General features: G+C 69.2%; 24 protein-coding genes and 5 pseudogenes. 27 read left to right on the top strand and 2 right to left on the bottom strand.

The window, feature by feature from the left end; translation table 11 throughout:
- Window positions 1-183 precede the first annotated feature (183 nt).
- The 19 genes from JL475_RS28515 to JL475_RS28605 all read left to right on the top strand — a co-directional run bounded on the left by JL475_RS28515 (window position 184) and on the right by JL475_RS28605 (window position 18749).
- Window positions 184-1113: an MBL fold metallo-hydrolase gene (locus tag JL475_RS28515; protein WP_202280842.1), complete on the top strand. Its 930-nt coding sequence runs from the start codon at window positions 184-186 to the stop codon at window positions 1111-1113.
- A gap of 46 nt (window positions 1114-1159) precedes the next feature.
- Window positions 1160-2278 carry an acyl-CoA dehydrogenase family protein gene (locus JL475_RS28520; protein ID WP_202280843.1) on the top strand — a complete coding sequence of 373 codons (1119 nt, stop codon included), beginning with the start codon at window positions 1160-1162 and terminating at the stop codon, window positions 2276-2278.
- 87 nt (window positions 2279-2365) lie between these two features.
- Window positions 2366-3430 (top strand): LLM class flavin-dependent oxidoreductase, encoded by a 1065-nt coding sequence (locus tag JL475_RS28525; RefSeq protein WP_202280844.1) that lies wholly within the window; start codon window positions 2366-2368, stop codon window positions 3428-3430.
- A 19-nt stretch (window positions 3431-3449) separates the two neighbouring features.
- A complete protein-coding gene (locus JL475_RS28530; protein ID WP_202280845.1) occupies window positions 3450-4400 on the top strand; it encodes a 3-hydroxyacyl-CoA dehydrogenase NAD-binding domain-containing protein in 951 nt (316 codons plus the stop codon).
- A complete protein-coding gene (locus JL475_RS28535) occupies window positions 4397-5137 on the top strand; it encodes an SDR family NAD(P)-dependent oxidoreductase (RefSeq protein ID WP_202280846.1) in 741 nt (246 codons plus the stop codon). The genes JL475_RS28530 and JL475_RS28535 overlap by 4 nt, the downstream gene beginning before the upstream one ends.
- A 106-nt stretch (window positions 5138-5243) precedes the next feature.
- A complete protein-coding gene (locus JL475_RS28540) occupies window positions 5244-5873 on the top strand; it encodes a hypothetical protein (RefSeq protein ID WP_202280847.1) in 630 nt (209 codons plus the stop codon).
- Between the two features lie 43 nt (window positions 5874-5916).
- Entirely contained in the window at window positions 5917-6381 is a 465-nt protein-coding gene (locus JL475_RS28545) for a nuclear transport factor 2 family protein (RefSeq protein ID WP_237408555.1), read from the top strand.
- Between the two features lie 168 nt (window positions 6382-6549).
- Window positions 6550-7461 (top strand): NADP-dependent oxidoreductase, encoded by a 912-nt coding sequence (locus JL475_RS28550; protein WP_202280848.1) that lies wholly within the window; start codon window positions 6550-6552, stop codon window positions 7459-7461.
- Window positions 7462-7637: 176 nt separating this feature from the next.
- Entirely contained in the window at window positions 7638-8891 is a 1254-nt protein-coding gene (locus JL475_RS28555; RefSeq protein ID WP_202280849.1) for an MFS transporter, read from the top strand.
- Between the two features lie 265 nt (window positions 8892-9156).
- Window positions 9157-10428: a beta-ketoacyl synthase gene (locus tag JL475_RS28560; protein WP_202280850.1), complete on the top strand. Its 1272-nt coding sequence runs from the start codon at window positions 9157-9159 to the stop codon at window positions 10426-10428.
- Window positions 10425-11639, top strand: a complete 1215-nt coding sequence (locus JL475_RS28565) for a ketosynthase chain-length factor (RefSeq protein WP_202280851.1) — start codon at window positions 10425-10427, stop codon at window positions 11637-11639. The genes JL475_RS28560 and JL475_RS28565 overlap by 4 nt, the downstream gene beginning before the upstream one ends.
- A 39-nt stretch (window positions 11640-11678) precedes the next feature.
- Window positions 11679-12458, top strand: coding sequence for a 3-oxoacyl-ACP reductase FabG (gene fabG, locus JL475_RS28570; protein ID WP_202280852.1), 780 nt, complete (start codon window positions 11679-11681; stop codon window positions 12456-12458).
- A gap of 28 nt (window positions 12459-12486) precedes the next feature.
- A complete protein-coding gene (locus JL475_RS28575; RefSeq protein ID WP_202280853.1) occupies window positions 12487-13431 on the top strand; it encodes an aromatase/cyclase in 945 nt (314 codons plus the stop codon).
- Window positions 13432-13518: 87 nt separating this feature from the next.
- Entirely contained in the window at window positions 13519-14103 is a 585-nt protein-coding gene (locus JL475_RS28580; protein WP_202280854.1) for an NADPH-dependent FMN reductase, read from the top strand.
- A 52-nt stretch (window positions 14104-14155) separates the two neighbouring features.
- The gene (locus tag JL475_RS28585) at window positions 14156-14422 is read left to right on the top strand and encodes an acyl carrier protein (RefSeq protein ID WP_202280855.1); all 267 of its coding nucleotides are present in this window, start codon (window positions 14156-14158) and stop codon (window positions 14420-14422) included.
- A 251-nt stretch (window positions 14423-14673) separates the two neighbouring features.
- Window positions 14674-16248, top strand: coding sequence for an acyl-CoA carboxylase subunit beta (locus JL475_RS28590; RefSeq protein ID WP_202280856.1), 1575 nt, complete (start codon window positions 14674-14676; stop codon window positions 16246-16248).
- Between the two features lie 68 nt (window positions 16249-16316).
- Complete coding sequence (locus JL475_RS28595; RefSeq protein WP_202280857.1) at window positions 16317-16457, top strand: hypothetical protein; 141 nt, start codon at window positions 16317-16319, stop codon at window positions 16455-16457.
- 136 nt (window positions 16458-16593) lie between these two features.
- A complete protein-coding gene (locus JL475_RS28600) occupies window positions 16594-17490 on the top strand; it encodes an alpha/beta hydrolase (protein WP_202280858.1) in 897 nt (298 codons plus the stop codon).
- Complete coding sequence (locus JL475_RS28605) at window positions 17487-18749, top strand: MFS transporter (protein WP_307825184.1); 1263 nt, start codon at window positions 17487-17489, stop codon at window positions 18747-18749. The genes JL475_RS28600 and JL475_RS28605 overlap by 4 nt, the downstream gene beginning before the upstream one ends.
- 265 nt (window positions 18750-19014) lie before the next feature.
- Here the strand turns inward: JL475_RS28605 and JL475_RS28610 are convergent, their stop codons facing one another.
- Window positions 19015-19674: a response regulator transcription factor gene (locus tag JL475_RS28610; protein WP_307825185.1), complete on the bottom strand. Its 660-nt coding sequence runs from the start codon at window positions 19672-19674 to the stop codon at window positions 19015-19017.
- 1125 nt (window positions 19675-20799) lie between these two features.
- Here JL475_RS28610 and JL475_RS40380 point away from each other — a divergent pair.
- From JL475_RS40380 to JL475_RS40385, 7 genes and pseudogenes are all read left to right on the top strand, one after another.
- A pseudogene (locus JL475_RS40380) lies at window positions 20800-21165 on the top strand (hypothetical protein); the annotation flags it as partial.
- 214 nt (window positions 21166-21379) lie between these two features.
- Window positions 21380-21463 (top strand): annotated as a pseudogene (locus JL475_RS41525) (nucleotidyltransferase family protein); the annotation flags it as partial.
- A 6-nt stretch (window positions 21464-21469) separates the two neighbouring features.
- Window positions 21470-22468: pseudogene (locus tag JL475_RS28620) on the top strand (NAD-dependent epimerase/dehydratase family protein).
- Window positions 22465-23139, top strand: a complete 675-nt coding sequence (locus tag JL475_RS28625) for a spherulation-specific family 4 protein (RefSeq protein ID WP_202280860.1) — start codon at window positions 22465-22467, stop codon at window positions 23137-23139. The pseudogene JL475_RS28620 and the gene JL475_RS28625 overlap by 4 nt, the downstream one beginning before the upstream one ends.
- 44 nt (window positions 23140-23183) lie before the next feature.
- Window positions 23184-24050: an endo alpha-1,4 polygalactosaminidase gene (locus JL475_RS28630; RefSeq protein WP_307825186.1), complete on the top strand. Its 867-nt coding sequence runs from the start codon at window positions 23184-23186 to the stop codon at window positions 24048-24050.
- A 107-nt stretch (window positions 24051-24157) separates the two neighbouring features.
- Window positions 24158-24359: pseudogene (locus JL475_RS41305) on the top strand (ABC transporter ATP-binding protein); the annotation flags it as partial.
- 51 nt (window positions 24360-24410) lie between these two features.
- Window positions 24411-24545 (top strand): annotated as a pseudogene (locus tag JL475_RS40385) (IS630 family transposase); the annotation flags it as partial.
- 65 nt (window positions 24546-24610) lie between these two features.
- On the opposite strand, the gene JL475_RS41310 reads toward JL475_RS40385, so the two are convergent.
- Entirely contained in the window at window positions 24611-24742 is a 132-nt protein-coding gene (locus tag JL475_RS41310) for a hypothetical protein (protein WP_272932987.1), read from the bottom strand.
- Window positions 24743-25037: 295 nt separating this feature from the next.
- Here JL475_RS41310 and JL475_RS28635 point away from each other — a divergent pair, with 295 nt between their 5' ends.
- On the top strand, window positions 25038-25811 hold the full coding sequence (locus tag JL475_RS28635) for an ABC transporter ATP-binding protein (RefSeq protein ID WP_237408556.1): 774 nt from the start codon (window positions 25038-25040) through the stop codon (window positions 25809-25811).
- Window position 25812: the final 1 nt, after the last annotated feature.

The following is a 25812-nucleotide window of genomic DNA, read 5'->3' on the forward strand; positions in this document are numbered from 1 at the left end:
ACCGTCAAGGGGCTGAGCGCCGAGGTCGGCGCGTCGGTCACCTCCGGCGCGGTGATCTGCGAGATCAAGGACTGAGGTTCAGAGGACCGACCCCCGCATTTTTCCACCGGTGATCGGCCGGTTCACGGCTTCCCCATGCCCGCTCAGGGGCGGCCGACGACGGAACGAGTCAGGAGTGTCCCCATGAGAACAGCGGCCGAGAGCGCACACCCGCCGGCCTTCCACGTCCAGGAGGTCGCGGAGCACGTCTTCGCCTATGTCCAGCCCGACGGCGGGTGGTGTCTGAACAACGCGGGGATCATCGCCCCGCCGGGGCACACGGCCCTGGTCGACACAGCTGCCACCCAGGTCCGGGCGCGGGCGCTCAAGGAGGCGGTGGGCCGGGTCAGTGGGACACCTCCTCGGTACCTCGTCAACACCCATGCGCACGGGGACCACACCTTCGGAAACAGTCAGTTCACAGACACAGCCGTGATCGTCGCCCACGAACAGGCCCGAGCCGAGATGGCGGTGGCCGGATTGCATCTGACCGGGCTGTGGCCGGACGTTCAGTGGGGCGAGATCGCCGTAGAGCTACCCGCGCTCACCTTCTGCGACCGGATGACACTGCACGTCGGCGACATCCCGGCCGAACTCCTGTACCTGGGCGTCGCCCACACCACCAGCGACACACTGGTCTGGCTGCCGGAACAACGGGTCCTGTTCACCGGGGACGTCGTCATGTCGGGTGTGACGCCCTTCTGCCTGACCGGCTCGGTCTCCGGCTCCATCGAGGTGATCGACGAACTCCGGATGCTCGAGGCCGAGACGGTGGTGCCGGGGCACGGACCCGTCGCCGGACCGGAGATCCTCGACGAGACGTACGGATATCTGCGCTTCGTGCAGAAGCTGGCGGCTGACGGACTTTCCGCCGGCCTGAGTCCTCTGGACGCCGCGCGTGAGGCCGACCTGGGGCCTTACCACGAACTGCTCGACGTGGAACGGCTGGTGCCGAACCTGCACCGCGCCTACGCGGAGGCGCTGGGGCAGGCCCCCGGCAGCCGGCTCGACATCGAGCAGCTCTTCGCTTCGATGGTCGATTACCACGGGGGCCTGCCGGACTGCGCTGCTTGAACAACCGTTGCCCGCCGCCCATAGCGGCGGTGACAGGAAGGAAGTCATGACATCTCGCCAGATGTCCAGCGCCCGTTTGCAAGTTCTCGCCGAGAAGGCCGCGGAGACGGCACTGTTCCATGCCGCCGAGGCGGACATGGCGCGTGCACTGCCGCCACCCGTTGCCGACGCCATCCGGGAAGCGGGCTTCGCGCGTCATTTCGTTCCCACGGAGTGGGGTGGTAGCGCCGGATCCGTCACGGATCTGCTGCGTGCCGCGGCAACGCTCGGCGAAGGCTGCGCCTCTGCGGCATGGTGTGCTTCCGTCATCGCCGGAGCCGCCCGGATGGGGGCCTACCTACCGTTGGCGGGACAACGGGAGATATGGGCGGCCGGACCCGACTCCGTGATCGTCGGAGCTCTGATGCCCTGTGGGACGGCGACCCGGCACGGCGACGGTTGGCGGGTGTCCGGGGAATGGGACTTCACCAGCGCCATCGGCATCTCCGACTGGGCACTGGTCTGCGCACAGGTGCCGCAAGAGGACGGGGCGGAGTTGTGGTTCTTCGCGTTACCGCGTGCGGACTACGAGATCGCCGACACCTGGCACCCGGTGGGCATGCGGGGCACCGGAAGCAACACCCTGATCGCCACGGAAGCATACGTTCCCCGTCACCGGGCCTTTCCGCGTGAGGCCATGCTCAAAGGCGCCGGTACGACATCGGTGGCGCGGTGCCACACCGTTCCGCTGCGCGTGCTGAGCGGACTGCTGTTCGCCGGGCCCGCCCTGGGCGCGGCCCGCGCGGCGCTGGAGGTCTGGTGCGCCCGTGTGGGTGGCCGCCCGGCCCCGGACCCCGGCGCGAGACTCGTCGCAGCCCGGGCTGCCACCGGCATCGACACGGCTGACATGCTGCTCGGCCGAGCAGCCCGGGTGGCCGACGACGCCACGGCCGGCGCCACCGAGGAACTGCGCAACCCGGCGGACTGCGCCTTGGCGGTGGAACTGCTGGTGGACGAAGTGGAGCGTCTCTACCGAACGGTCGGCAGCACGGGCCAACTCCCCCCCGACCCCCTTCAGCGCATCTGGCGTGACCTGCACGGCATCGCCGGCCATGTGGCCCTCCGAGTCGATCCGGCGGGCTCCGTCTACGGCGAGCACCTCCTCAGGAGCGCCTCTCACGGGTGACCACGGCAGCCCCCGCCGGCCCGGCATCCGGGCCTGCCCCCGTCGGGCCGGTACCGGCACACCTTCACGAAACGAAAAGGAGCCAGGATGAAGTTCGGCATAGTTTTCTTTCCCACCGTGGGACCCGGGGACAAGTCCGCCGAGCAGTACTTCGACGAGTGCCTGCGCCTCGTCGACCTCGCGGAGGAGCTCGAGCTGCTCCACGTGAAGATGGTGGAGCACTACTTCTTCGCCTACGGCGGCTACAGCCCCGACCCCACCACCTTCCTGGCCGCCGCGGCCGGACGCACCAGGAACCTGCGGCTGGGGACCAGCGCCACCATTCCCGCGTTCCAGCACCCGGTGAAGTTGGCCGGAAAGCTCGCCATGCTCGACAACATCTCCAAGGGCCGGCTCGACGCCGCTCTCGGCCGGGCCTTCCTGCCCGACGAGTTCAAGGCGTTCGGTGTGCCGATGGACGAGAGCCAGGACCGCTTCAAGGAGGGTGTCCAGGCCATCAAACGGCTGTGGACCGAGGAGGACGTGGTCTTCGAGGGGCGGTTCCACCAGTTCGGTCCCGTCACCCTGCTCCCCCGCCCCGTGCAGCGGCCGCACCCTCCGGTGTTCGTCACCACGGCTCGCAGCGCCGAATCCTGCGCGGCCGCAGGACGGGACGGCCACCATCTGCAGACTGTGCCCAACGTCATGTCCACCGAGGAACTGCAGAACAGGCTGGACGTCTACCGCTCGGAGCGCATCGCGGCCGGGCACGCCCCGGGCAGTGAGCAGATCCACTTCAGCTACCCGTGCGTCGTCGCCGCCGACGACGAGACGGCACGCCGCATGGGGCGCTACGACGACGACCGCAACACCGCGGCCATCCACGAGGCCGTAGCGGCTTGGGGGTCCACCACGAGCTCGGCCTATCCGGGCTACGAGAAGCTCTTCGAGGCCACCGGGCGGTCGCACTTCGAGGAGAAGATGGCCGCGCGCAAGCTGCTCATCGGTTCACCCGACCAGGTACGCGCCGACCTGGAGCAGATCGCCGAGTGGTTCGGCGACGACATCGTCATCAGCCTCGGTGTCCACTCCGGACACCTCTCCTTCGAGCAAGCCGCCACCACCATGCGGCTGATGGCCGAAGACGTCATCCCCAAGCTCTTCCACCGCTGACCCCGGAACAGGAAGCACCATGACACAGCAGCGACGTACCGTGACCGTCATCGGCACGGGCACCATCGGACTGGGCTGGATCACCCTCTTCCTCGGCTACGGCATGCAGGTTCGGGTCAACAGCCGGCGTCCCGAAGCGCCCGAGATCGTCCGCCGCGGCATCGAACTGTCGGCCGGCCACCTCCCCGACGGCACCGGCGACCCCGAGACCTTCGATTCCCTTCTCTCCTTCGAGCCGGACCTGGAACGAGCGGTGGCCGACGCCCACGTCATCGTGGAGAACGTTCCGGAGGACCTGGAGCTCAAGCGTGCGCTCTTCGCCCGGATCGGCAAGGCGGCTCCGGCCGAGGCGCTGATCCTCTCCTCCACCTCCACCTTCACCCCCGACGATCTCGGCACCCTCATGGCGGACCCCTCCCGCCTGGTGGTGGGCCATCCCTTCAACCCGCCCCATGTGGTGCCGCTGGTCGAGATCGTCGCGGGCGAAGCGACCGACCGTGCCGCCGTCGCGGAAGCGGTCGCGTTCTACCGCGAGGCGGGCAGGACTCCCGTCGTGCTGCGCCGGCCGATCACCGCCTTCGCCGCCAACCGCCTGCAGTCGGCCCTGCTCAGGGAGAGCGTCCACCTCATCAGGGAGGGCGTCGTCACCGTTCAGGAACTGGACGAGATCGTGACGGAGTCCATCGGACTGCGCTGGGCCACAATCGGTCCGTTCCTCGCCTTCCACCTGGGAGGCGGTGAAGGGGGACTGCGTCAGTGGCTGAGCACCCTGGGCGCCGGGCTCGAACAGGGCTGGGAACTGCTGGGGCGCCCTCCCATGGACGAGGAGACCATCGCGACCCTCATCGCTCAGGCCGATGACGCCTACGGTGACCGGACCTACAGCGCGTTGGTCCGTGCCCGGGACACCCGCCAGACCGCGGTACTCCGGGCTCTGGAAGCGGCAGCCGGGCAGGAGCAGGCCGCATGACGCGGCTCAGCGGCAAGACCGCCGTCGTCACGGGAGGGACCCGAGGAATCGGGTGGCGCCTCGCAAGGAGATTCCTCGAGGAAGGCGCCGACGTCGTCGTGGCTTCCCGTGACCGGGGCAACTGGCGACCGGAACCGGTGGCGGGCGGTGCCCGTGTCACCTTCCATCCGGTCGATGTCCGTGACCCGGCCTCTGCCCAGGACCTCATGAGCGCCGCCGCCGACCGCTTCGGCACGGTCGACATCGTGGTGGCGAACGCGGGCGTGAGCCGCCCCGGAGCAGTGGAGAAACTCGCCCCCGCACACTGGGCGGAGGTGATCGACACCAATGTCACCGGTGTCTTCAACTGCGCTCAGGCGGCCATCCCGCATCTCCGACTGAGCACCGAGGGCCGACTGATCACCGTCTCCTCGGTGCTGGGCAGCAGGTTCGCGCCCGGCGCCGCCGCCTACGGCGCGAGCAAGGCGGCGGTCGAGGCGTTCACCAAGGTCCTCGCGGTCGAGGTCGCCGCGGACGGCATCACAGCCAACTGCCTCTCGCCGGGCTTCATCGACGAGGGAATGGGCGTACAGCTCAGGCAGAACGAGGCGGTCTGGGAGAAATTCCGGACCAAACTCGCCTCCGGCCGTATGGGCCGGGGCGACGAGGTGGCGTCGGCGGCGGTGTTCCTTGCCGGTGACGACAGCTCGTACGTCAACGGCCACGTCCTCGAGGTCAACGGCGGCCTCTTCTGGTGACCGCCGGCCACGGCCCGCCGCATCCCCGCGGCACCCCGGTCTTCGGCCCAGGGGCAGCGCCGCGTACATCCCGTCCACAACCACCATCACGCGAAGGAGCACACCCATGAAGAAGTTCGGCAACTGGAAGGTCCGCACGGTGTTCGCCGCACTCGGCGCCCTGATCGTTTCCCCGGCACTGGCGGGATCCGCAACCGCGGTCGAGTCCTCCGTCGGCTACCTCTGCCAGGCATACCGGGAGGGCGCCTGGCTCTCCTACAACAGCACCCGGGCTTGGGACGTGGAGGCCCCGGCCAAGGTGGCTCCCCGCTCGCAGTTCGACGTCTCCTACCTCTCGTCGCCGTTCACCCTCAACCCCGCGTACCAACAGGAGGTCCGCGAGATAACGGTGGCCGTCACCCTGCCCGAGGGCAGCATGGCCGTGGACGTCGAGCTCTCCGGCGGCAGCAACCTCGGCGACTCGGAACAGACCGTCGAGGTGAGGGGCGACACGCTGTACCTCACCGCCAGCGGCCCCTTCTTCGGTGGCCAGACCTTCCAGTTGCCGAGGGTCACCGCCACCGTGAAGGCGCCGGCCTCCGGGGTGCTGACCACCAAGGCCGCCGGAACCGGCTTCGACGACCCGGGCCTGGCTCTCCGGTCGCTGGATCCCACCACCTCCGAGTTCAACCCCACCCAGTGCTACCCGGACCCCGCCGTGCCGGTGGTGCTCTCCAGCACGACCGTACGGCGTTGACCGATCTCCGAAGGATTCGTACCAGCAGAGAGGTGAGTTACCGATGAGCGCTACCCCCGCACCCCCCGTCGCGGCAGCAGGCGGTTTCGTGACCGCGGAGCTGTACACGCAGATCCAGCAGTTCTACGCATGGCAGATGGGGCTCATCGACGACCGCAAGGCGCAGGAGTGGGCGGACACCTTCACTGAGGACGCGGTCTTCGAGGAGGCCAGCCGGATGGAGCCGTTGCGCGGCCGGGCGGCCATCGCCGCCTCCTGCCGACAGCGGGCCGACCGGCTGGAGGCGGAGCAGACCGATTTCCGGCACTGGCTCGGAATGCTCCAGGTGCTTCCGCAGCAGGACGGCACCCTGCGCACCCGCAACTATGCACTGGCGATGCGCACGCGGCTCGGAGGACCGTTGGAGATTTTCGCCAGCGTCGTCTGCCACGACCACCTGGTGCCCGACGGCACGGGGTGGCTGGTGCGCCACCGCACTCTTCAGCACGACGGCTCGGGGCTGCGCTAGCACTCGCGGCGGCTCATGGAGAGCTGAGCCGACGAGGGACGCGGGCCGGGAGGATCTGTTCTGCTCCCGGCCCGTCCGTCCCTTGACCTCAACTGCTCTTGAGGTCACAGAGTTGGTCCACCTCCTCGTCGGGCTCGGCGAGGAGGACGAGACGAAAGGTTGTCATCCATGCGAGCAGCGGCGTTTTCCTCCTTCGGGGGCCCCGAGGTGTTGGAGACGGTCTCCGTTCCGACACCTCAGGCCGGGCCGGGAGAAGTCAGGGTCAGGGTCCGGGCCGCAGGGGTCCAGCCCATTGACTGCGCGGTCCGTTCCGGGCGCCGTGCTCCCGGCTTCACGATCGATTTCCCGCACATCACCGGGGGCGAGTTCGCAGGGGTCCTCGACCAGGTCGGTGACGGAGTGACGGGTGTGGAGGTGGGCACCGAGGTGCTGGGTTTCCGCACCCAGTTCACCTACGCCGAGTACGTGGTCGTGCCGAGTGACCAGGTGGTGGCGAAACCCGTCTCCATGCCGTGGGAGGTCGCGGGCGGGTTTTCCGGCGCCGGGCAGGCGGCACACACGGCAGTGGAGGCCCTGGGGGTCGGTGAGGGCGACACCTTCCTCGTCAACGGGGCCGCCGGCGGTGTGGGCACCGTAGCGGTGCAGATCGCCCGTTACCTGGGCGCCACCGTCATCGGCACGGCGAGTGAAGCGAACCACGACTACCTGCGTGCGCTGGGCGCGACACCCGTCACCTATGGCGACGGACTGGTCGACCGAGTAAGGGAGTTGGCCCCGTACGGGGTGGACGCGGCGCTGGACGCGGCCAGCGCGGACGGGCTGCGGGCCGCCGTGGAACTGGTCAAGGACAAGGACCGAGTCGGCACGATCACCTCGGTCGAGGCGTACGAGCAACTCGGCGCGCGCTGGATCGGAAGCCAGCGGTCTGCGAACCGGCTGGACGCCTTGGTGTCCCTGTACGTGCAGGGAACCCTGAACATCCACGTACGGGCCACCTACACGCTGGAAGAAGCGGCACAGGCGCACCGCGACGTCGAGGCGGGCCACGGCAGGGGCAAGGTCGTCCTGCTGGTCGGCTGAGCAGGCGGGGCGCCTTCGACATGCGCCCCGCCTCTTGCCTTCTCCCTCCGCCGGGCGCGAGGCCCGGCGGAGCCCACTCGCCCTGATACGAGGTACTGCACCATGGACCATCCGTCCCGATCTCTGCCGTTCGGCCGCACGGCAAGCCGAAACGGGCTCACCCACCGCACCGTGTCATGACCGGCCGTACCGAGCATCCCACCGGGGAAGAGGCTCCCGCACCCGTGCCAGGAGGGCTGGTCGACGCCGCCCGGGACCCGGCGGGCCCCGGCCGCACCGGCGCACTGGTCACCCTGCTGCTCGCCTCCACCCTGGGTGTGATGGCGGGCTCAGTCGTCTCTCCGGTGGTGGAAGTGATGCGCGGGGCGCTCCAGATCGGCGGCACCGCGGCCGGCCTCGTCGTCACCGCCCATGCGCTGGCCGTCGCCGTCGTCAGCCCGCTGGTGGGGCGGCTGATCGACCGCCGGGGCGTCAGAACGCCGCTGGCCTTCGGCCTCGTCCTCTACGGACTGGGCGGGGCCACCGGTCTGTTCGCCGGCTCCTACCCCGTCCTGATCGCCGGCAGGCTGGTCTTCGGCGTTGGAGCGGCAGCCGTCTTCATCGGCACCACCGTCGCCCTGCTCCAACTGTTTCAGGGGCCCCGACAGGACCGCGTCATGGGTTGGCGTTCGGCCGCCAACAGCGTCGGCGGCATCACCTGGCCGCTCCTCGGCGGCGCCCTCGGCGGGATCTCCTGGCACGCCCCCTTCGCCGTGTACCTGATCGGGGTGCCGCTCGGGCTGCTGGCCCTTTTCGTCCTGCCCGACAGCCGGGGCGGTCGAGGAGCCCGTGAGGGCGGCGTCGTCACCTTGATACGACGCAACCCGGTGCTGCTCGGCTTCTACGCCCTTCAGGCCGCGTCGTCGGTCTTCCTGTACGCGATGGTGGTCTTCCTGCCCGCGCGGCTCGCCGCGTTGGGCATCCACGAACCGCTCACGGTGGCGCTGTACTCGGTGGTGGTCAGCAGCGCCGTCGGCAGTCTCGTGGGTCTCGTGTACGCGCGGTTGCGTGTCCGGTTGAGCTACCCGGCCCTGCTGCGCATCGCCGCCCTCGCCTGGACAGGTGCCTTCACCGTCCTCGGACTGGCGGACCATCCGGCACTGGTGCTGCTCGGCCCGGCACTGCTCGGAGCCGGCCAGGGGCTGTCGCTGCCCTCGCTCACCGTACTGATCAACGAGAACGCGCCCGGAGCGCTGCGGGGCCGTGCGGCTGCGCTGGCCGGGACCGTCATCTTCGGCGGCCAGTTCCTCTCGCCGCTGCTGTTGGGGCCGCTGATCGGGGCCACGTCCAGCACCACCGGTTTCCTGGCCGCGGCCGGCCTGGCGGCACTCGTCGTGGTGGTTCTGCTCGCCGTCAGGATTCCTGAGTCTCAGGATTCGCCTGGAAATTAACTCATCCGCAACCGTGCGTAAGAAAGCTGTGCGGCTGAGAAGGGTCAAAGGCCCTTCTCAGCCGCACTTTTTTATGTGCGTCCGACCTTCATGACAGTGTGTGACTCGATTTAACCAAGCTCTGCACTTCCAGGCGTTGAAGTAATAGTGGCCCGCAGGCAAGACTGTTTGTGGCTCGCGAACATCGAAGCGAAGCACAGCAATTCGTTTCGGTGTAATCCGAATGTGAGGAAGAAGGACGTATGGATATTCCGGAGGAGACCGCATGAGTGGTCGACGCGTGGTCATCACGGGCATGGAAGTGCTGGCTCCTGGGGGAATCGGCGTCAAGAACTTCTGGAGCCTCATCAGCGAAGGCCGCACAGCGACCCGCGGCATCACCTTCTTCGACCCTGCGCCGTTCCGGTCCAAGGTGGCGGCCGAGGTCGACTTCGACCCGTGGGAGCACGGCCTCGGTCCGCAGGAGATCCGGCGGATGGACCGCGCCGCGCAGTTCGCCGTGGTCGCGGCCGGAGGAGCCGTCGCCGACAGCGGGATCGAGATGGGCGGCCTCGACCCTTACCGCACCGGCGTCACCGTGGGCAGCGCGGTCGGCGCCACCATGGGGTTGGACGAGGAGTACCGGGTGGTCAGCGACGGAGGCCGGCTCGAGCTCGTGGACCACGCCTACGCCGCCCCTCATCTGTACGACTACCTCGTGCCCAGCTCCTTCGTCGCCGAGGTGGCGTGGGCGGTCGGCGCGGAAGGCCCCAGCACCATGGTCTCCACCGGCTGCACCTCCGGAATCGACTCCGTGGGTCACGCCGTCGAGGTGATCCGCGAGGGCTCCGCCGACGTCATGATCGCGGGCTCCTCGGACGCCCCGATCTCCCCCATCACCATGGCCTGTTTCGACGCGATCAAGGCGACCACCTCGCGCAGTGACGAACCTGAACGCGCGTCCCGGCCATTCGACGGGACCCGTAACGGATTCGTACTCGGAGAAGGGTCCGCTTTTTTCGTCCTGGAGGAGCTGGAGAGCGCCAGGCGTAGAGGAGCGCACATTTACGCGGAGATCGCCGGTTATGCCACCCGAAGCAACGCGTATCACATGACAGGGCTGCGTCCGGACGGCGCGGAAATGGCCGAGGCCATCCGGGTGGCGCTGGACGAGGCCCGGATGCCGGCCGACGCCATCGACTACGTCAATGCCCATGGCTCAGGCACCAAGCAGAACGACCGGCACGAGACGGCGGCGTTCAAGAAGAGCCTGGGAGAGCACGCCTATCGGACCGCGGTGAGTTCGATCAAGTCGATGGTCGGCCACTCGCTCGGCGCGATCGGCTCCATAGAGATCGCCGCGTCGGCGCTCGCGATGGAACACAACGTCGTGCCACCGACCGCGAACCTCCGCACCCCGGACCCCGAATGCGATCTCGACTACGTACCGCTCCAGGCACGGGATCAGCTCACGGACGTCGTTCTCACGGTCGGCAGCGGATTCGGCGGCTTCCAGAGCGCGATGATCCTCGCACGTCCCGAGAGGAGGCTCGTATGACGACCACCGTGGTGGTGACCGGACTGGGCGTGGCGGCGCCCAACGGACTCGGCACGCACGACTACTGGGAAGCCGTCTGCGGCGCCAAGAGCGGCATCGGCCGGATCGCACGGTTCGATCCCACGCCCTACCCGTCGCGTCTGGCCGGTGAGGTACCGGGCTTCGTGGCGGAGGACCATCTGCCCGGCAGGCTGCTTCCGCAGACCGACCACATGACCCGGATGGCCCTGGTCGCCGCCGACTGGGCCCTGGCCGACGCAGGGATAGACCCCCAGGAACAGCCCGCTTTCGACATGGGAGTGGTGACGGCCAGTTCCTCGGGCGGATTCGAGTTCGGGCAGAACGAACTGCGCAAGCTCTGGGGCCAGGGAAACCGGTATGTGAGTGCGTACCAGTCCTTCGCCTGGTTCTACGCCGTCAACAGCGGCCAGATCTCCATCCGCAACGGCATGAAAGGCCCCAGCGGAGTCGTCGTCAGCGATCAGGCGGGGGGCCTCGACGCGGTGGCCCAGGCCCGGCGTCAGATACGCAAGGGAACACCGCTGGTCGTCTCCGGTGCCGTCGACGCCTCGATCTGTCCGTGGGGCTGGGTGGCCCAGCTCGCCGGTGGACGGCTGAGTCGCAGCGACGAGCCCGACCGCGCGTACCTGCCCTTCGACTCCGAGGCGGCGGGGCACGTCCCGGGCGAAGGCGGCGCGATCCTCGTCCTCGAGGCCGCCGAGGCCGCGCGGGCGCGCGGTGCGAGAGCCTACGGACGCATCGCCGGCTACGGGGCGACCATGGACCCGAAGCCGGGGAGCGGCCGGACCCCGGGTCTGCGCAGGGCCATCGCGCTGGCCCTTGCGGACGCGGGCGCGTCCCCGTCGGACGTCGATGTCGTCTTCGCGGACGCAGCGGCCACACCGGAACTCGACCGGACGGAGGCGGAAGCGATCAATGCCGTCTTCGGCACCCGCGGTGTCCCCGTGACAGCGCCGAAGACGATGACCGGCCGGCTCTACTCCGGTGCCGCCCCCCTTGACCTGGCATCGGCGTTGCTTGCGATCGGCAACGGACTGATACCGCCCACCATCAACGTCGAGCCCGCGGTCGAATACGGCCTCGACCTGGTCACCGGCCGGCCGCGCGCCGCCGACGTGCGCACTGCTCTCGTCCTGGCCCGCGGCCAGGGAGGGTTCAACTCCGCGATGGTCGTCACCGCCGCCGACTGAGCGGCTGCCGCCCACCACCACCCACGAGAACGGACACATATGCCTGCCCAGAGTCTTGTACTGATCACAGGAGCGACCAGCGGCATCGGACTTGCCGTCGCCCGGCTCTTCGCCACCCAGGGGCACCGGGTGTTCATCGGGGCCCGCAGCCAGGAAGGGGTGGCCGAAAGGGTCGAGCAACTCCGCGCGGAGGGCTGGTCGGCCGACGGCCTGACGCTCGACGTACGCTCCGACGAGAGCGTGAACGAATTCGTCCGGACCGCGGTCGCCCGTCACGGCACCGTGGACGTCCTGGTGAACAACGCGGGCCGAAGTGGCGGAGGGGTCACCGCGGACATCACCGACGAGCTCTGGCACGACGTGATCGACACCAATCTGCACAGTGTTTTCCGGATGACCCGCGAGGTGCTCAACACCGGCCGGATGCGGCACAGCAGCCGGGGGCGGATCATCAACATCGCCTCCACCGCCGGCAAACAGGGCGTGGTGCTCGGCGCGCCCTACTCGGCGTCCAAGCACGGAGTGGTCGGTTTCACCAAAGCGCTCGGAAACGAACTGGCGCCCACCGGCATCACCGTGAACGCCGTGTGCCCCGGATACGTCGAGACCCCCATGGCACAGCGGGTGCGGGAGGGCTACGCCGCGGCGTGGGAGACCGACGAGGAGGCCGTGCTCACCAAGTTCCAGGCGAAGATCCCGCTCGGCCGCTACTCGACCCCGGAGGAGGTCGCGGGGCTGGTCGGCTATCTGGCCTCGGACACGGCCGCCTCGATCACGGCGCAGGCGCTCAACGTCTGCGGCGGCCTCGGCAACTTCTGACCCACCGAACCGAGACCAAGGAGCAGGTATGAGCGAGCCCGTCACCCGACAGGTGGAACACACGATCACCGTCGCCGCGCCGGCACAGGCCGTCTACGCCCTGATCGCCGAGGTCGGCAACTGGCCGCGGATCTTTCCGCCGACCCTGTACGTCGACCAGGTGGAGCGATCGGGCGACAGCGAACGCATCCGGATCTGGGCCACCGCCAACGGCGTGGCGAAGAACTGGACCTCACGGCGCGTTCTCGACCCGCGGAACCTGCGGGTCGCCTTCCGGCAGGAGGTGTCCGCGCCGCCGGTCGCGGAAATGGGTGGCGACTGGATCATCGAGCCGCTGTCACCGGGCGAGTCCCGGGTACGGCTGCTGCACGACTACCGGGCGGTGGACGACGACCTCGAGTCCCTGGCCTGGATCGACCAGGCCGTCGACCGGAACTCACGCTCCGAGCTGTCCGCCCTCAAGGAGAACGTGGAACGGGCGCACGCCTCGCAGGACGTCACCTTCTCGTTCGAGGACACGGTGCGGATCAGCGGCTCGGCGAAGGACGCCTACGACTTCATCAACGAAGCCCACCTGTGGTCCGAGAGGCTGCCGCACGTGGCCACCGTGCGCCTCACCGAGGACGAGCCGGGACTGCAGCTCCTCGAGATGGACACCCGGGCCAAGGACCGCTCGACCCACACCACGAAGTCCTACCGGGTCTGTTTCCCGCACCACAGGATCGCCTACAAGCAGATCACCCTCCCGGCGCTGATGTCCCTGCACACGGGCGTCTGGACCTTCCTCGAGGACGTCGGGGGGGTGACGGCCACCTCTCAGCACACCGTCGTGCTGAACACCGCGAACATCGCCGCCGTCCTCGGCGCATCGGCCACGGTCGAGGAAGCACGCGAGTACGTGCACACCGCGCTGAGTACCAACAGCCTCGCCACGCTCAATCACGCCAAGGCCTACGCGGAAGGCAGGAGCTGACCCCGCGCGGTGCGGCACCGGACTCCACCGCACACCACGGACACCGGTCACCGACAGCCGGCCACAGCCCTTTTTGAAAGGTCAGCCATGTCACCAGAACGTATCCGTCTCGCCGTGCTGTCCGGCAGCCCACCCAGCAGCCGCACCGGTCCCTCCGTCGTACGGTGGTTCCGCGGCGAAGCCGAGAACTTCGGTGAGTTCGAGATCGACGTCCTCGATCTCGGCGCCGATCCGCTTCCTGCCGTGATCACCCAGCCGCCGGACGCCGACGCGGCCCGCCGTCTGGCGACGGTGAGCCCACGGCTGGCCGCCGCCCACGCCTTCGTCGTGGTGACGGCGGAGTACAACCACGCCTATCCGGCGGTTCTGAAGGCGGCGATCGACTGGCACACGGCTGAGTGGCAGGCCAAGCCGGTCGGGTTCGTCTCGTACGGGGGCCGGTCCGGAGGGCTGAGGGCAGTGGAACAGCTGAGACTCGTCTTCTCCGAACTGCACACCGTCACCATCCGGGACAGCGTCAGTTTCCCGGACGTCTGGAAGCAGTTCGACGAGCAGGGCGAACCGAGCGATCCCGAGGGCTGCAACCACGCGGCGAAGGTCATGCTGGAGCAACTCCTCTGGTGGGCCCGGTCCCTCAAAGAGGCCAGAGACCGGCGGCCGTACACCGCGTAGACGTATCCGCGACGTCAGGAAGACCATTCACCGCCGAAAGGGGCACACGAACATGAGCGACTCCGCCTTCACCCTGGACGACCTGCGACGCGTCCTCCTCGAGAGCGCGGGCGCAGAGGAGGGCGTCGATCTCGGCGAGGACATCCTCGACACGAACTTCGGGGACCTCGGCTACGAGTCCCTCGCACTGCTCGAAACCGGCGGTCGGATCGAGCGAGGGTGGAACATCATGCTGGACGACGCCGACCTGGACGACTCCACGACGCCCCGGGCGTTGATCGAGGCCGTCAACACGCATCTGACCACCCAGACTGTTTGAATCCGTTCGCCCGGTTGTGTCTGGACGGTGCCGGCGGCACGGGCGGCTCTGCGCGCCCGGGCCGTCGCCCGTACAGCGGGTTCCGGCGCCGCAGGCGGGCGCCGGAACGCTTTCCACGCACCTTCTCCCCACGCCGCTTCGCCCGGACGGACGCGCGCAGTCGTTCCGCAGTCGATGACGCGGACCTCGGCGCGCACCGGCACCTCGCCGGGGAAAGGTGACCCATCACGGCACGGCATCCGAGGAGAACGATGACCGTTGTAGACGACACCCCTTCATCTCGCGTCGGCCGGCTGGCGGAACTCGCCGCGCGCAAGGAGGCCGCACGACAGGGCCCCGATGCCGAAGCCACCCGTAGGCAGCATGCCCGAGGAAAGCTGACGCCGCACGAGCGCATCGAACTGCTGCTGGACGAGGACTCGTTCGTCGAGGTGGAGCCGCTCCGCCGACACCGTGCGCAAGGGTTCGGCCTGGAGGGCAGGAGACCGCCCGGTGACGGTGTGATCACGGGGTGGGGCACGGTACAGGGGCGCACCGTGTTCGTGTACGCCCACGACTTCCGCGTCTTCGGCGGAGCCCTCGGCGAGGCGCACGCAGAGAAGATCCACAAGATCATGGACATGGCTCTCGCGGCCGGTGCGCCACTGGTGTCGCTGAACGACGGCGCCGGTGCCCGCATTCAGGAGGGCGTGTCCGCGCTCGCCGGCTACGGCGGCATCTTCCTGCGCAACACGAAGGCGTCCGGAGTGATCCCGCAGATCAGTGTGATGCTGGGCCCTTGCGCCGGAGGAGCAGCGTACTCACCGGCCCTGACCGACTTCGTCTTCATGGTGCGGGACACGTCCCAGATGTTCATCACCGGCCCGGACGTGGTGAAGACGGTGACCGGCGAGGACATCACCCAGAACGGTCTGGGCGGGGCCGACGTGCACGCGACGGTCTCGGGGGTGTGCCACGGTGCCTACGACGACGAGGCGACCTGTCTGGCGGACGTGCGGCATCTGCTGTCGCTGCTGCCGTCCAACAACCGGGAGCTGCCGCCGGCAGTCCCCACCGATGACCCCCTCACACGCCTCACCGGGACCCTGCTCGACCTCGTGCCCGCTGATCCGGGTCGCAGCTATGACATACGAGCAGTCGTGGAGGAGATCGTCGACGAGGGTGAGCTCTTCGAGGTCCACCCGGACTGGGCACGGAACATCGTGTGTGTTCTGGCGCGGTTCGGTGGGGAGGTCGCCGGGATCGTCGCCAACCAGCCCCTGTCGTCCGCCGGCGTACTGGACATCGACGCCAGTGAGAAGGCAGCGCGCTTCGTGCAGTTCTGCGATGCCTTCAACATCCCCCTGGTGACCATGGTCGACGTGCCGGGATTCCTGCCCGGCGTCACCCAGGAACACGACGGCATCATCCGGCGCGGAGCCAAACTTCTCTACGCCTACTGCAACGCGACCGTTCCCAGGATCTCCCTGGTGCTGCGCAAGGCGTACGGGGGAGCGTACATCGTCATGGACTCCCGTGCCGTCGGTGCAGACCTCGCCCTGGCGTGGCCGGGCAACGAGATCGCCGTCATGGGCGCGGAGGGCGCGGCCAACGTCATCTTCCGGAAGGAGATAACGACTGCCGACGATCCGGAGGAGGTGCGCAGTCGCAGGATCCGGGAGTACAGGGAGGAACTGATGCACCCGTTCTACGCGGCTGAGCGGGGTCTCGTCGACGACGTCATCGATCCTTCCCTGACCCGGCAGGTCATCGTCCGCTCACTGGCCATGCTCCGAGGCAAGCAGTCCGACCTGCCGCTGCGCAAACACGGCAATCCGCCCCAGTGAGCGACCGCTCGATCCTCCGCGAAACGCCGACCGGCGATCATCTGCTCTGCCGTCCCCGGGAGGACTCGATGCACCACCAGGAAGACTCTCGCCAAGAGACCGAGGAAACCGGTCACCGGACCGACCGTGCTCTGCCGGTCTCCGAAAGCCACCCGAACGACGAGGACGAGTGGCTCCTCGAACCGCACATCGTCCGGGGTCTCGACTGACGTGGCCACGGAGGAGCGGTGCTGTACCGGTCCTCCCACGAGGAAGCCCGGCAATCCACGACGCCCGGAGTGCGCACCAGGCAGGCGTCCTGACGTCCCGCGATCCGACATCGACGAGGGAGATGCTCCCGTGCCCATGCCCGGTCCATCGATCGCCGCCCCCGTGTCCGGCGATGAGCGCGCACCGGTCCACGAGGTCACTCTGGACGTCGGCGGCACCCTCCTCTCCGGACTGCTCGCGCAGCCGGCGTCCCCACCTCGAGCCCTGGTGGTGGCCCTCCACGGAGCGGGCATGAGGGCCGGGTACTTCCACGGTCCAGCCGACCCCGCCACGTCGCTGCTCTCTCTGGCGGCCTCGTGCGGGTATGCCGCCCTTGCGCTCGATCGCCCCGGCTACGGCCGTTCGGCCGGACAACTGCCCAGGGGCATGGGCCTGGAGGAGCAGGCGGAGTGTCTGCTCGCGGCGGTGACGGCGTACCGGCTGAACCACGTCTGCGGTGCGGGGGTCTTCCTCGTCGGTCACTCACTGGGCGGGAAGGCGGCACTCTGCACAGCCGCACGTTGGACGGGTGACGGGTTGCTGGGGGTGGATGTCTCAGGGATCAGCGACCGGTGGGCCGTGACCCCGAGCGAACTCGCCACGGTCGACGGCCGCCGTGCCCACGGGATGCACTGGGGTCCGCCGGGACTCTACCCGCCCGGGACCTTCCGGCTCGCCGGCGCACTCGTCACCTCCGTCCCGGCCCGGGAGGCGTGGGAGATGGCTGACTGGCCGGACAGGTATCCCCGCGTGGCCCAACGCGTCCGGGTACCGGTGCGTTTCACCTTCGCCGAGCACGAGCGGTGGTGGCGCAGCGACCCGCAGACCGTACAGGCCATGACGGCCCGGCTGAACGCGCCACTGGCTCGGAGCGAGCACCTGGCGGGCGCGGGACACAACATCAGCCTGGGCAGAGCCGCCCGCAGCTACCATCTGCGGGCTCTCGCCTTCCTGGAGGAGTGCCTGGCGCTGACGGAGGCCACGGCTCCGTGACGCGTACGGGTCTCCTGGCGGACATGACCGCCTCGCTACGGGTGCGGAACTTCCGGCTCTTCGCCCTGGGCCAGGTCGCTTCGGTGACCGGCACCTGGATGATGTTCACCGCCCAGGACTGGCTCGTGCTGAGGATGACCGGCGCATCCGCGTCGGCGCTCGGCGTGGTCACGGCGGCCCAGTTCACGCCCGTCCTGCTGATGACCCTGGCGGGTGGCGCCATGGCCGACCGCCTGGACAAGAGACGGCTGCTCATGGCGGCGAACTCCATGTCCGCGCTGCTGGCTCTCGCGCTGGGGCTCACCGTGCTGTCCGGTCGAGCGGGACTGTGGCACATCATCGCCTGCGCCGCTGGGACAGGAGTCGTCAACGCGGTCGAGATCCCGGCGCGCATGTCGTTCATCAGCGAATTGGTGGACGCGCCTCTGGTGCCGAACGCCTCCGCTCTGAGTGCGGCGTACTTCAACGTCGCGCGGGTGCTGGGGCCCGCCACCGCCGGCTTGCTCATCGGTTTCGTGGATGTCGGCGGCGTCATGCTGCTCAACGCGGTGAGCTACCTGTTCACGGTGGCCGGCCTGCGCTCCGTGCGGACCTCGGAACTTCACCGGACCGAAGGGCGGAGGGAACGCGGAGGAGTGGTGGAGGGGTTGCGGTACGTAGGAAAGCGGGGGCACCTGTCGCTGTCGCTCGCCCTCACCGCTGTCGTCACCCTGGCCGGATTCAACTTTCAGGTGACGTTGCCGCTGCTGGCGAGCACGGTCTTCCACACCGATGCCTCGGCGTTCGGGCTGCTCACCGCAGCCATGGCGGCCGGGTCCCTGCTGGGTGCCATGGCCACCACGGTGCGCCGGGGCCGGCCGAGCGAGCGAGCGGTGCTTGCCACGGCCGCGTCCTTCGCCGTTCTGGTGACCCTTTCCGGACTGGCGCCGACGTTCACCACGGCGCTGCTCGGCCTGGGACTCACCGGCTGTGCCATGGTGGCCTTCGCCCAATCGAGCAACCACCGTGTCCAACTCGGCTCCGATCCGGCCCACCGAGGCCGGGTCATGGCCCTCTACACCCTCATATCCCAGGGCACGACCCCCTTCGGGGCGCTGCTCACGGGATGGCTCGCGGACCAGTGGGGAGTCCGTGGCGCTCTCATGGCCTCGGGCTCCGTCTGCCTGTCCGCAGTGCTGGTGGCCTGGGGCATCTCGCTTGCCCGGCACGGCCGGGAGGAAAGTGCCGCTCCGACGCGCGTGGCGTTGGAGCGGCGGTGACGTGGGAGTGAAGGGTCGGACGCCTGCCGGGCCCACGCCAGTATGAAACCGAGTGCCCGACCGGTGGTCGGTCATGCCGTCAGTGGTACCCGACTTCGCTTCCGCACTCGCATGCCATCGGCCGAGTGTCGGTGAACGTACTCTCGGACGCGGAACGCGGCACTGGGCGAGGCGCATGAGGATCTGCCGGAAGGGGCCTACCGATTGCCGTGAACCCGTCCGCATGCGATCGGCTTGACGGCCGTGCATACGGACCCCGGACGGATCAGTCGGGTCGCTGAGCGACATGCCCCAGCCTGAAGCCCACGCCTCGGACGGTGATGATCCAGTTTGCAGAGCCGAGCTTCCGGCGCAGGCTACTGATGTGAGTGTCGATGGTCCGGCTTCGCCGGATATCGGTGTCCTGCCAGACCTGTTGGAGGATCTGGCGCCGGGACACCACGGCTCCTGGCTGGGAAGCGAGGAGCAGCAGCAGCTCGAACTCCTTGAGGGTGACAGGGACGGAACGCCCGTGCAGGAGGACCGAACGGGTCTCCCGTTCGATGGTGAGCGGCCCCAACCGTATGTGGGGACTCGCGGGTCTGCTGGGCCGCGCTCGCCGCATCACAGCGGATATGCGGGCCAACAGCTCCGGTACGCCGTACGGCTTGACGACGTAATCGTCGGCTCCGGCCTGGAAACCCAGTATTCGATCCAGCTCACTGTCGCGGAAGGTGACGGCGAGGACGGGTGTGTCGCAGACCGCCCGGATGGACCGGCACACATCCAGCCCGTCCACGTCCGGGAGCTCCATGTCGAGCAGGACGATCTCGTGTCGGTGGTGCTCCTTCAGCGCTGACACCCCGTCGGCGACCACATGAGCGTCGTGCCCATTGCGGCGCAGGATCCGGATGAGCGGTTCTGCCCATTGCTCATCGGGCTCCACGATGAGGACGCGCCATGAGTCCGGTTGCGGGAGAACGCTCTGACTGCCTTGATGCCGCGCGGACGAAGCGGGAGCAAGCGATCGTGCTGTAGGATGCGGCAACTGCTCCTCCTGGAAAGGTCCCAAGCCTCCTGGGTGAGAGGCCGTTCGGGGTGGACGGTGGTGTAGGCGTCGTCGCCCTCCTCACGGCTACGCGGTGAGGTTGTCCCTGCCGTAGCCGTAAGTCATACGCGCGGTGCATCAGTAGCGTGTCATGTACTGGGCAGTAACTGTGCGGCGTATAGCACCAAGGTTGACCCACCAACACGCGCCGGACGGCGGCCCGTGAGCCGCCTGGATCCCGTGACGATCGGCCGCCCTCTGCCACCGGACCGCCCGGCTGCTCGACGCCGACCCGTTCGTGCTGCTCCTGCTGCGCGGCCGGGGCGAGCGCCAGGTGATCGACGCCCTGTCCCGGCGCAGCGCCGCCCGTCCCGGCTCACCGCGGCCCGCCGGTGCTCCGTTCACGTCTTCGACCTGCTCAGGACTTCCGCGCGCCCGCTCCGGCCTCCCGCGTCCCGGGGAGCCGCGCCCGTCGCTTCCGGCCCGCCGACACCCTGATGGTCACCCGCGCTTTTCCGCCAGTTTTCGCAACTAGCCCATAAGAAGCACGCAAAGTCATCACTATGTGACGCGACGGATGCGTCGACGACTGGCTTCTGAGGGGGATGCCGGCGTCGCGCGCGGGGGTGCGTCGGCTCTGGCGGAGCGGTGTCCAGCCCTGTCCGCGGGAGGGGACTGCACCGCATGAAGCGGATCACACGCACCGCCGTGCTCACGGTGGGCGCACTCATCGCTGCCCTGGGCGTGCCGAGCGCGGCCGCGCACGCCGCCGACGACTTACCCCGCGTCTTACCCCGTGTCGACCTGCGCGTGCTGGTCGTCAGCGACGGAGGCCCGGCCGTGGACGCGATCGCGGCCGAACTGAAGACCGCCGGCACGCCGTACACCGAAGTGGACCTCACCCCGGTCCGACCGCCCCGTCATCGACTCCGGCTTCCTCGCCGACATCGTGGACGGGCGACCACGCGCCAAGTACCAGGCGGTGGTCCTGCCCGACGACAACCCGTTCCCGGCGAAATCGCCTTCTTCAACGCCGGGCGGACAGCCGAGCAGGTCGACGAGTACAACTGGATCTACACCAGCCGCGCCCAGGGCGGAAGCGGCATCTGCGAGGACAACCCGGCCACCACGACGTGCCTGCCGGCTCCGCTGGACACCGCGACGGGATACACCGAGCACATCGTCCCCCTGGAGACCCGGATCGCGCTCGGCCACGTCCTCGCCAACGACCCCAAGCCGCACTTCGTCCACCAGTCCAACCTGGCCGAGGACCGCATCGCCTACCCGGTCCTGGACGGCGTGCTCGACGGCTACGCGGACCTGTTCGCCGACGACACCCCCGTGGTGAACCTGCGGATGAAGGACATCGGCGTCGAACTCCAGCGCCGTCTACCTCGAACTGTCCGGCACCCGGCGGCATCCGGCCGAGGCGGGAACACCGCAGGACACGGGAACACCGCAGGACACGGGGACACAGGACGGCACCGGGCTGTACGCGCAGTGTCCGGCCGGCCGACTGTGCCGCGCCGCCTCCGGGCGAGCGCACACAGGTCCCGTCACCCATGGCGACAAGGAGCGTGGCCGCATGAGCGGCCCCATGGCACTGGAACCGGGCGGAGCCGACGACTACGACCGGGCCAACGCGGAGTTCACCACCCGCAAGTCCATGCTGCTCAAGGGGGCCTGAGCACCCGTGCGCGTTCTCGTCCTGGGCCGCACCGGCTACCTGGGCCGTCATGTCGTCGCCCATCTGCGCGGCCTGCCGGACACCGAGCTGCCCGAGGCCAGCCGCTCGACCGCGGCGGCCGGCGCGGGTCCGCGCATCGACCTGGCCACCGACTCCCCCGACCGGCTCGCCAAGACCCTGGCGGAGGCGGCACCCGACTCCGTGATCAACTGCACGGGCGCGACCGCCGGGGACGCGGTCACCCTGGCCGAGGTCAACACCCGCGGCCCCGCCGTCCTGTGAGCCGCACTGCGGCAGGCCGCTCCCCGGGCACGCCTGGTGCACCTGGGGTCGGCCGCCGAGTACGGCCTGGGGGAACCGGGCACCAGGGTGACGGAGACGGCGGCGACCCGCCCGCTCGGACCGTACGGCGCGACCAAACTCGCGGGCACGGCGGTGGTGACGGCCTCCGGCCCGGACACGGTGGTGCTGAGGGTGGGCAATCCGGTGGGACCGGGGGCGCCGCCCACCGGGCTGCCCGGCAGGGTCGCCGCCCTGCTGCGCGAGGCCGGCGCGTCGGCAGGGGCGGGGCCAGAGGCAGGGGCGGGAACAGGGGCAGGGGCAGGGGCGGTGCTGCGGCTCGGTGACCTGTCCGCGTACCGCGACTTCGTCGACGCACGCGACGTCGCGCGTGCGGCGGCGCTCGCCGCCATGGCGGCCGGGCCGCTCCCGCCCGTCCTCAACATCGGCGGCGGCGAGGCGGTCCGGGTGCGCGACCTGGTACACCTGCTGGCCCGCCGGGCCGGTTTCGGGGGGCGGACCGAGGAGGACACGGGGGGCACGGGAGGCTCGGCCCGCTCGGCGGCGGTGTCCTGGCAGTGCTCCGACATCACGGCGGCGGGCGAGGCACTCGACTGGCACCCCTCGTACACCCTCGAGGAGTCACTGGCCGCGCTGTGGGCGGACGGCGGCACGGGCGCCAGCGGTGAGGACACCGCCGGGACGGAAGGCGACCGCGCGCCGTGAGCCTGCTGATCCCTCTGTACGTCCATCCGGCCGAGGACCCGGGCGCCTGGCACCGGCTGATCACGGCAGCCGACCGTACCCACGCCGTCGTGCTCAACCCCGCGAACGGCCCCGGGACCGGCCCGGACCAGGCGTTCACGGCGGTCGCGGACGCGCTGCGGACGGCCGGCGCCCGGCTGCTCGGCTACGTCGACACCGACTACGGCGCGCGGGACCCCTCCGCGGTCACCGCCGACGCACGTCGGCACCGGGAGTGGTACGCGGTCGACGGCTGCTTCCTGGACCGGGTGACCGCGGGGCCGGAGGGCCTGCCGGGCTGCCGCAGGTTGGTCCGGTCCCTGCGCCGGGCCGGCGCGCGGACCGTCGTGCTCAACCCCGGAGTGGACCCGGCGCCCGGCTACGTCCGCCTCGCCGACCTGACCGTCACCTTCGAGGGACACTGGTCCACCTACGTCGCCGCGTTCAGCCGCTCCGTCCGGGTGAAACCGCATCCACCGGAACGGATCTGCCACCTCGTCTACGGTGTGCCCGGGGCACTCGTGCCCCTGGCCGTACGCACCGCGCAGGACCGCGGCGCCGGGGTCTGCTGCCCCGTGACGGGTGGACTTCCCAATCCCTGGGCCGAGTTGACTCCTGCCCTGACCGTGACCGAAACCGAGGGACGAGCATGACCAGGAAGCCTCCGCCCCACACGCCCGCGTCGAGGGTGCGGGCCGTGCCTGCTGTGCCGGCCGGGCTGATCGCGCTGGTCGTGCTGGCCGTCACGGCCCTGACCGGGTGCTCCGCCCCGGGCAGCGCCGGGGACACGGACGCCGCCCGGTCGTCCGCACCGGCCCGCACCTCACCGGAGGCCCCGAGTGGGACCTCCCCCGCCCCCGGTGGGGGACTCTGGCGCCCGCGCCCCGGGCTCGCCTGGCAGTGGCAGCTCGACGGCAGGGCCGACCCGTCGGTCGAGGTGCCCGTCTACGACATCGACGGCTTCGAGAACACCGCGGCGGACGTGGCCCGCCTCCACCGTGACGGCCGCAAGGTGATCTGCTACATCAACGTCGGCGCCTGGGAGGACTTCCGGCCCGACCGGGACGCGTTCCCGCGCTCCGTCCTCGGCAGGACCAACGGCTGGCAGGGCGAGCGCTGGCTGGACATCCGCCGGATCCCCGTACTGAAGCCGATCATGGAGCGACGGTTCGACATGTGCCGGGACAAGGGCTTCGACGCGGTGGAGCCGGACCTGATGGAGGGCTACGACCACGACACCGGGTTCCCGCTCACCGCCGCCGACCAGCTCCGCTACAACCGCATGATCGCGGACATCGCGCACGAACGCGGTCTGTCGGTGGGCCTCAAGAACGACCTGCCGCAGATCCCGCAGCTCGTGGAGCACTTCGACTTCGCCGTCAACGAGGAGTGCGCGCAGTACGGCGAGTGCGCCGAGCTCACTCCGTTCATCGAGGCGGGCAAGGCGGTCTTCCACGTGGAGTACGCGGAGCCGACCGGTGAGTTCTGCGCCGACTCCCGCGAGCTGAAGCTGTCGTCCATGCGCAAGAAGCCGGAACTGGGGGTGTGGCGGGACCCGTGCTGACCCGGCAGCGCGACTCCCCACCGGCCGCGCCGAACGCAGCGGTGTCCGGTTCTCGCCAGTCCGCGGTAAATGCCTGGACCGGGAACCTCCCCTGACGGGAAACTTCCGACTGCGGAAGCGTCGTCGAGCAGGGCACCCACGAGGAGTTGCTCGCGGCGAACGGTGCCTACGCCAAGCTGTGGCAGCACCAGTCGGGCGGCTTTCTCGGCGAGAGCGCCGAGTCGACCCTCGAACACCCGGTCCCGGAAGCCGGTCCCGGAAGCCGGTCCCGGCGGGCTGCCCGGACCGGCCGACCCGGCGCCGGACGGGGGCCGAGGTTGCGTCCTGGGAACCCGTACACCACTTCCCAGGGCGCAACTGCTCTCCAACGTCGCGTTCACCACCCCGGAGCACCTCATGCAGCGCATACGAAGTGGCCTCCGCCATATCCAGTACCGCAGCCACCTCATAGACGGCTGCCTCACAGAGACGGGGTTGACGATCGCCCCCCGATAACCAGCAGCGATATCACGAGTTCAAGCTCAGTAACCGCCTTTGGGTAGTACCAATTCACCTAGACATCATCGATGCACAAAGCCGAACATCTCAGCGACATCGCGGCCGAACCTCACAACATCGAAGATGTCAACATCTACAGCAAGAAGATGGTGCGTCAAATGCATGGCCATGCCGGATTCGACCTCCTCCGCCACCGCATCCTCCTCCTGTAGCAAGGACGCAGCATCACCACCGGCTGTGAAACAGAACCTGATTCATGACACTCTCTGCGCAAGGGAATCCAGAGACCAGTAATCTGACCCTGGAACAGTCCTCAGTGGATCCCTTGATTACGCTAAAACTCCTAGCCCACAAGGTGCACCTGGCACCATCCTCTGCTCGGGTGGTGCATCCAGTGTGCCGACGGGTCGCCAGCCATAGCGTCGTGGGCATGGCGCAGCAAGTGCCCACGACGGAGGGAGAAGATTGACGATGTCTCATAGTACAAGCATGTCCGAGCCTGCCCGGAGCGCCGAGGCCCTTCGCTTGGAGGGGGTGCGCAAGGTCTACGGCACTGCGGAGGCGGCGGTGACCGCGCTGGACGGGGTGAGTCTGAGCCTGCCGTCGGGGAGTTTCACCGCCGTCATGGGGCCGTCCGGGTCCGGCAAGTCCACCCTTCTGCAGTGCGCGGCAGGGCTGGACCGGCCGGACAGCGGGCTGGTCGTAGTGGATGGCGAGGAGATGACGGGGAGCAGCGAGACAGCACTCACGAAGTTTCGGCGCCAGCACATCGGTTTCATCTTCCAGCAGTACAACCTGCTGCCCACCCTTACCGTGGCCCAGAACACCGTGCTGCCGCTGAGGCTGGCCAAGCGGCGCGTCGATCGAGACCGGGCCCGGGAGATTCTCGCCCAGGTCGGTCTCGGCGACCGTCTCGACCACCTCCCGGACCAGCTCTCCGGTGGCCAGCGTCAGCGCGTCGCCATCGCCCGCGCGCTGGTCACCGAACCCAGTGTGGTCTTCGCGGACGAGCCGACCGGGGCTCTCGACACCGGCAGCGCACGGGACGTGCTGCGGCTGCTGCAGGAGGCCGTCCGGCTGCACGGCCGGACCGTCGTCATGGTGACGCACGACCCGGTGGCGGCCTCGTACGCCGACTCCGTGTTGTTCCTCGCGGACGGCCGTCTGGCAGGGCACATGACCGCGCCGACCGTCGATGCCGTCGCCGAGCGGCTCGCGCACCTGGGCGACCATGTGGACGCCGACGCCGAGTTGGAGGTGTGAG

The sequence above is a fragment of the Streptomyces sp. M2CJ-2 genome (assembly GCF_016757295.1).
Lineage (GTDB): Bacteria > Actinomycetota > Actinomycetes > Streptomycetales > Streptomycetaceae > Streptomyces.

What these genes read in the sequence shown, in the direction of transcription:
- JL475_RS28515 (WP_202280842.1), top strand. Translation starts at nt 184, where the DNA reads ATGAGAACAGCGGCCGAGAGCGCACACCCGCCGGCCTTCCACGTCCAG.
- JL475_RS28520 (WP_202280843.1), top strand. Translation starts at nt 1,160, where the DNA reads ATGACATCTCGCCAGATGTCCAGCGCCCGTTTGCAAGTTCTCGCCGAG.
- JL475_RS28525 (WP_202280844.1), top strand. Translation starts at nt 2,366, where the DNA reads ATGAAGTTCGGCATAGTTTTCTTTCCCACCGTGGGACCCGGGGACAAG.
- JL475_RS28530 (WP_202280845.1), top strand. Translation starts at nt 3,450, where the DNA reads ATGACACAGCAGCGACGTACCGTGACCGTCATCGGCACGGGCACCATC.
- JL475_RS28535 (WP_202280846.1), top strand. Translation starts at nt 4,397, where the DNA reads ATGACGCGGCTCAGCGGCAAGACCGCCGTCGTCACGGGAGGGACCCGA.
- JL475_RS28540 (WP_202280847.1), top strand. Translation starts at nt 5,244, where the DNA reads ATGAAGAAGTTCGGCAACTGGAAGGTCCGCACGGTGTTCGCCGCACTC.
- JL475_RS28545 (WP_237408555.1), top strand. Translation starts at nt 5,917, where the DNA reads ATGAGCGCTACCCCCGCACCCCCCGTCGCGGCAGCAGGCGGTTTCGTG.
- JL475_RS28550 (WP_202280848.1), top strand. Translation starts at nt 6,550, where the DNA reads ATGCGAGCAGCGGCGTTTTCCTCCTTCGGGGGCCCCGAGGTGTTGGAG.
- JL475_RS28555 (WP_202280849.1), top strand. Translation starts at nt 7,638, where the DNA reads ATGACCGGCCGTACCGAGCATCCCACCGGGGAAGAGGCTCCCGCACCC.
- JL475_RS28560 (WP_202280850.1), top strand. Translation starts at nt 9,157, where the DNA reads ATGAGTGGTCGACGCGTGGTCATCACGGGCATGGAAGTGCTGGCTCCT.
- JL475_RS28565 (WP_202280851.1), top strand. Translation starts at nt 10,425, where the DNA reads ATGACGACCACCGTGGTGGTGACCGGACTGGGCGTGGCGGCGCCCAAC.
- fabG (WP_202280852.1), top strand. Translation starts at nt 11,679, where the DNA reads ATGCCTGCCCAGAGTCTTGTACTGATCACAGGAGCGACCAGCGGCATC.
- JL475_RS28575 (WP_202280853.1), top strand. Translation starts at nt 12,487, where the DNA reads ATGAGCGAGCCCGTCACCCGACAGGTGGAACACACGATCACCGTCGCC.
- JL475_RS28580 (WP_202280854.1), top strand. Translation starts at nt 13,519, where the DNA reads ATGTCACCAGAACGTATCCGTCTCGCCGTGCTGTCCGGCAGCCCACCC.
- JL475_RS28585 (WP_202280855.1), top strand. Translation starts at nt 14,156, where the DNA reads ATGAGCGACTCCGCCTTCACCCTGGACGACCTGCGACGCGTCCTCCTC.
- JL475_RS28590 (WP_202280856.1), top strand. Translation starts at nt 14,674, where the DNA reads ATGACCGTTGTAGACGACACCCCTTCATCTCGCGTCGGCCGGCTGGCG.
- JL475_RS28595 (WP_202280857.1), top strand. Translation starts at nt 16,317, where the DNA reads ATGCACCACCAGGAAGACTCTCGCCAAGAGACCGAGGAAACCGGTCAC.
- JL475_RS28600 (WP_202280858.1), top strand. Translation starts at nt 16,594, where the DNA reads ATGCCCGGTCCATCGATCGCCGCCCCCGTGTCCGGCGATGAGCGCGCA.
- JL475_RS28635 (WP_237408556.1), top strand. Translation starts at nt 25,038, where the DNA reads ATGTCCGAGCCTGCCCGGAGCGCCGAGGCCCTTCGCTTGGAGGGGGTG.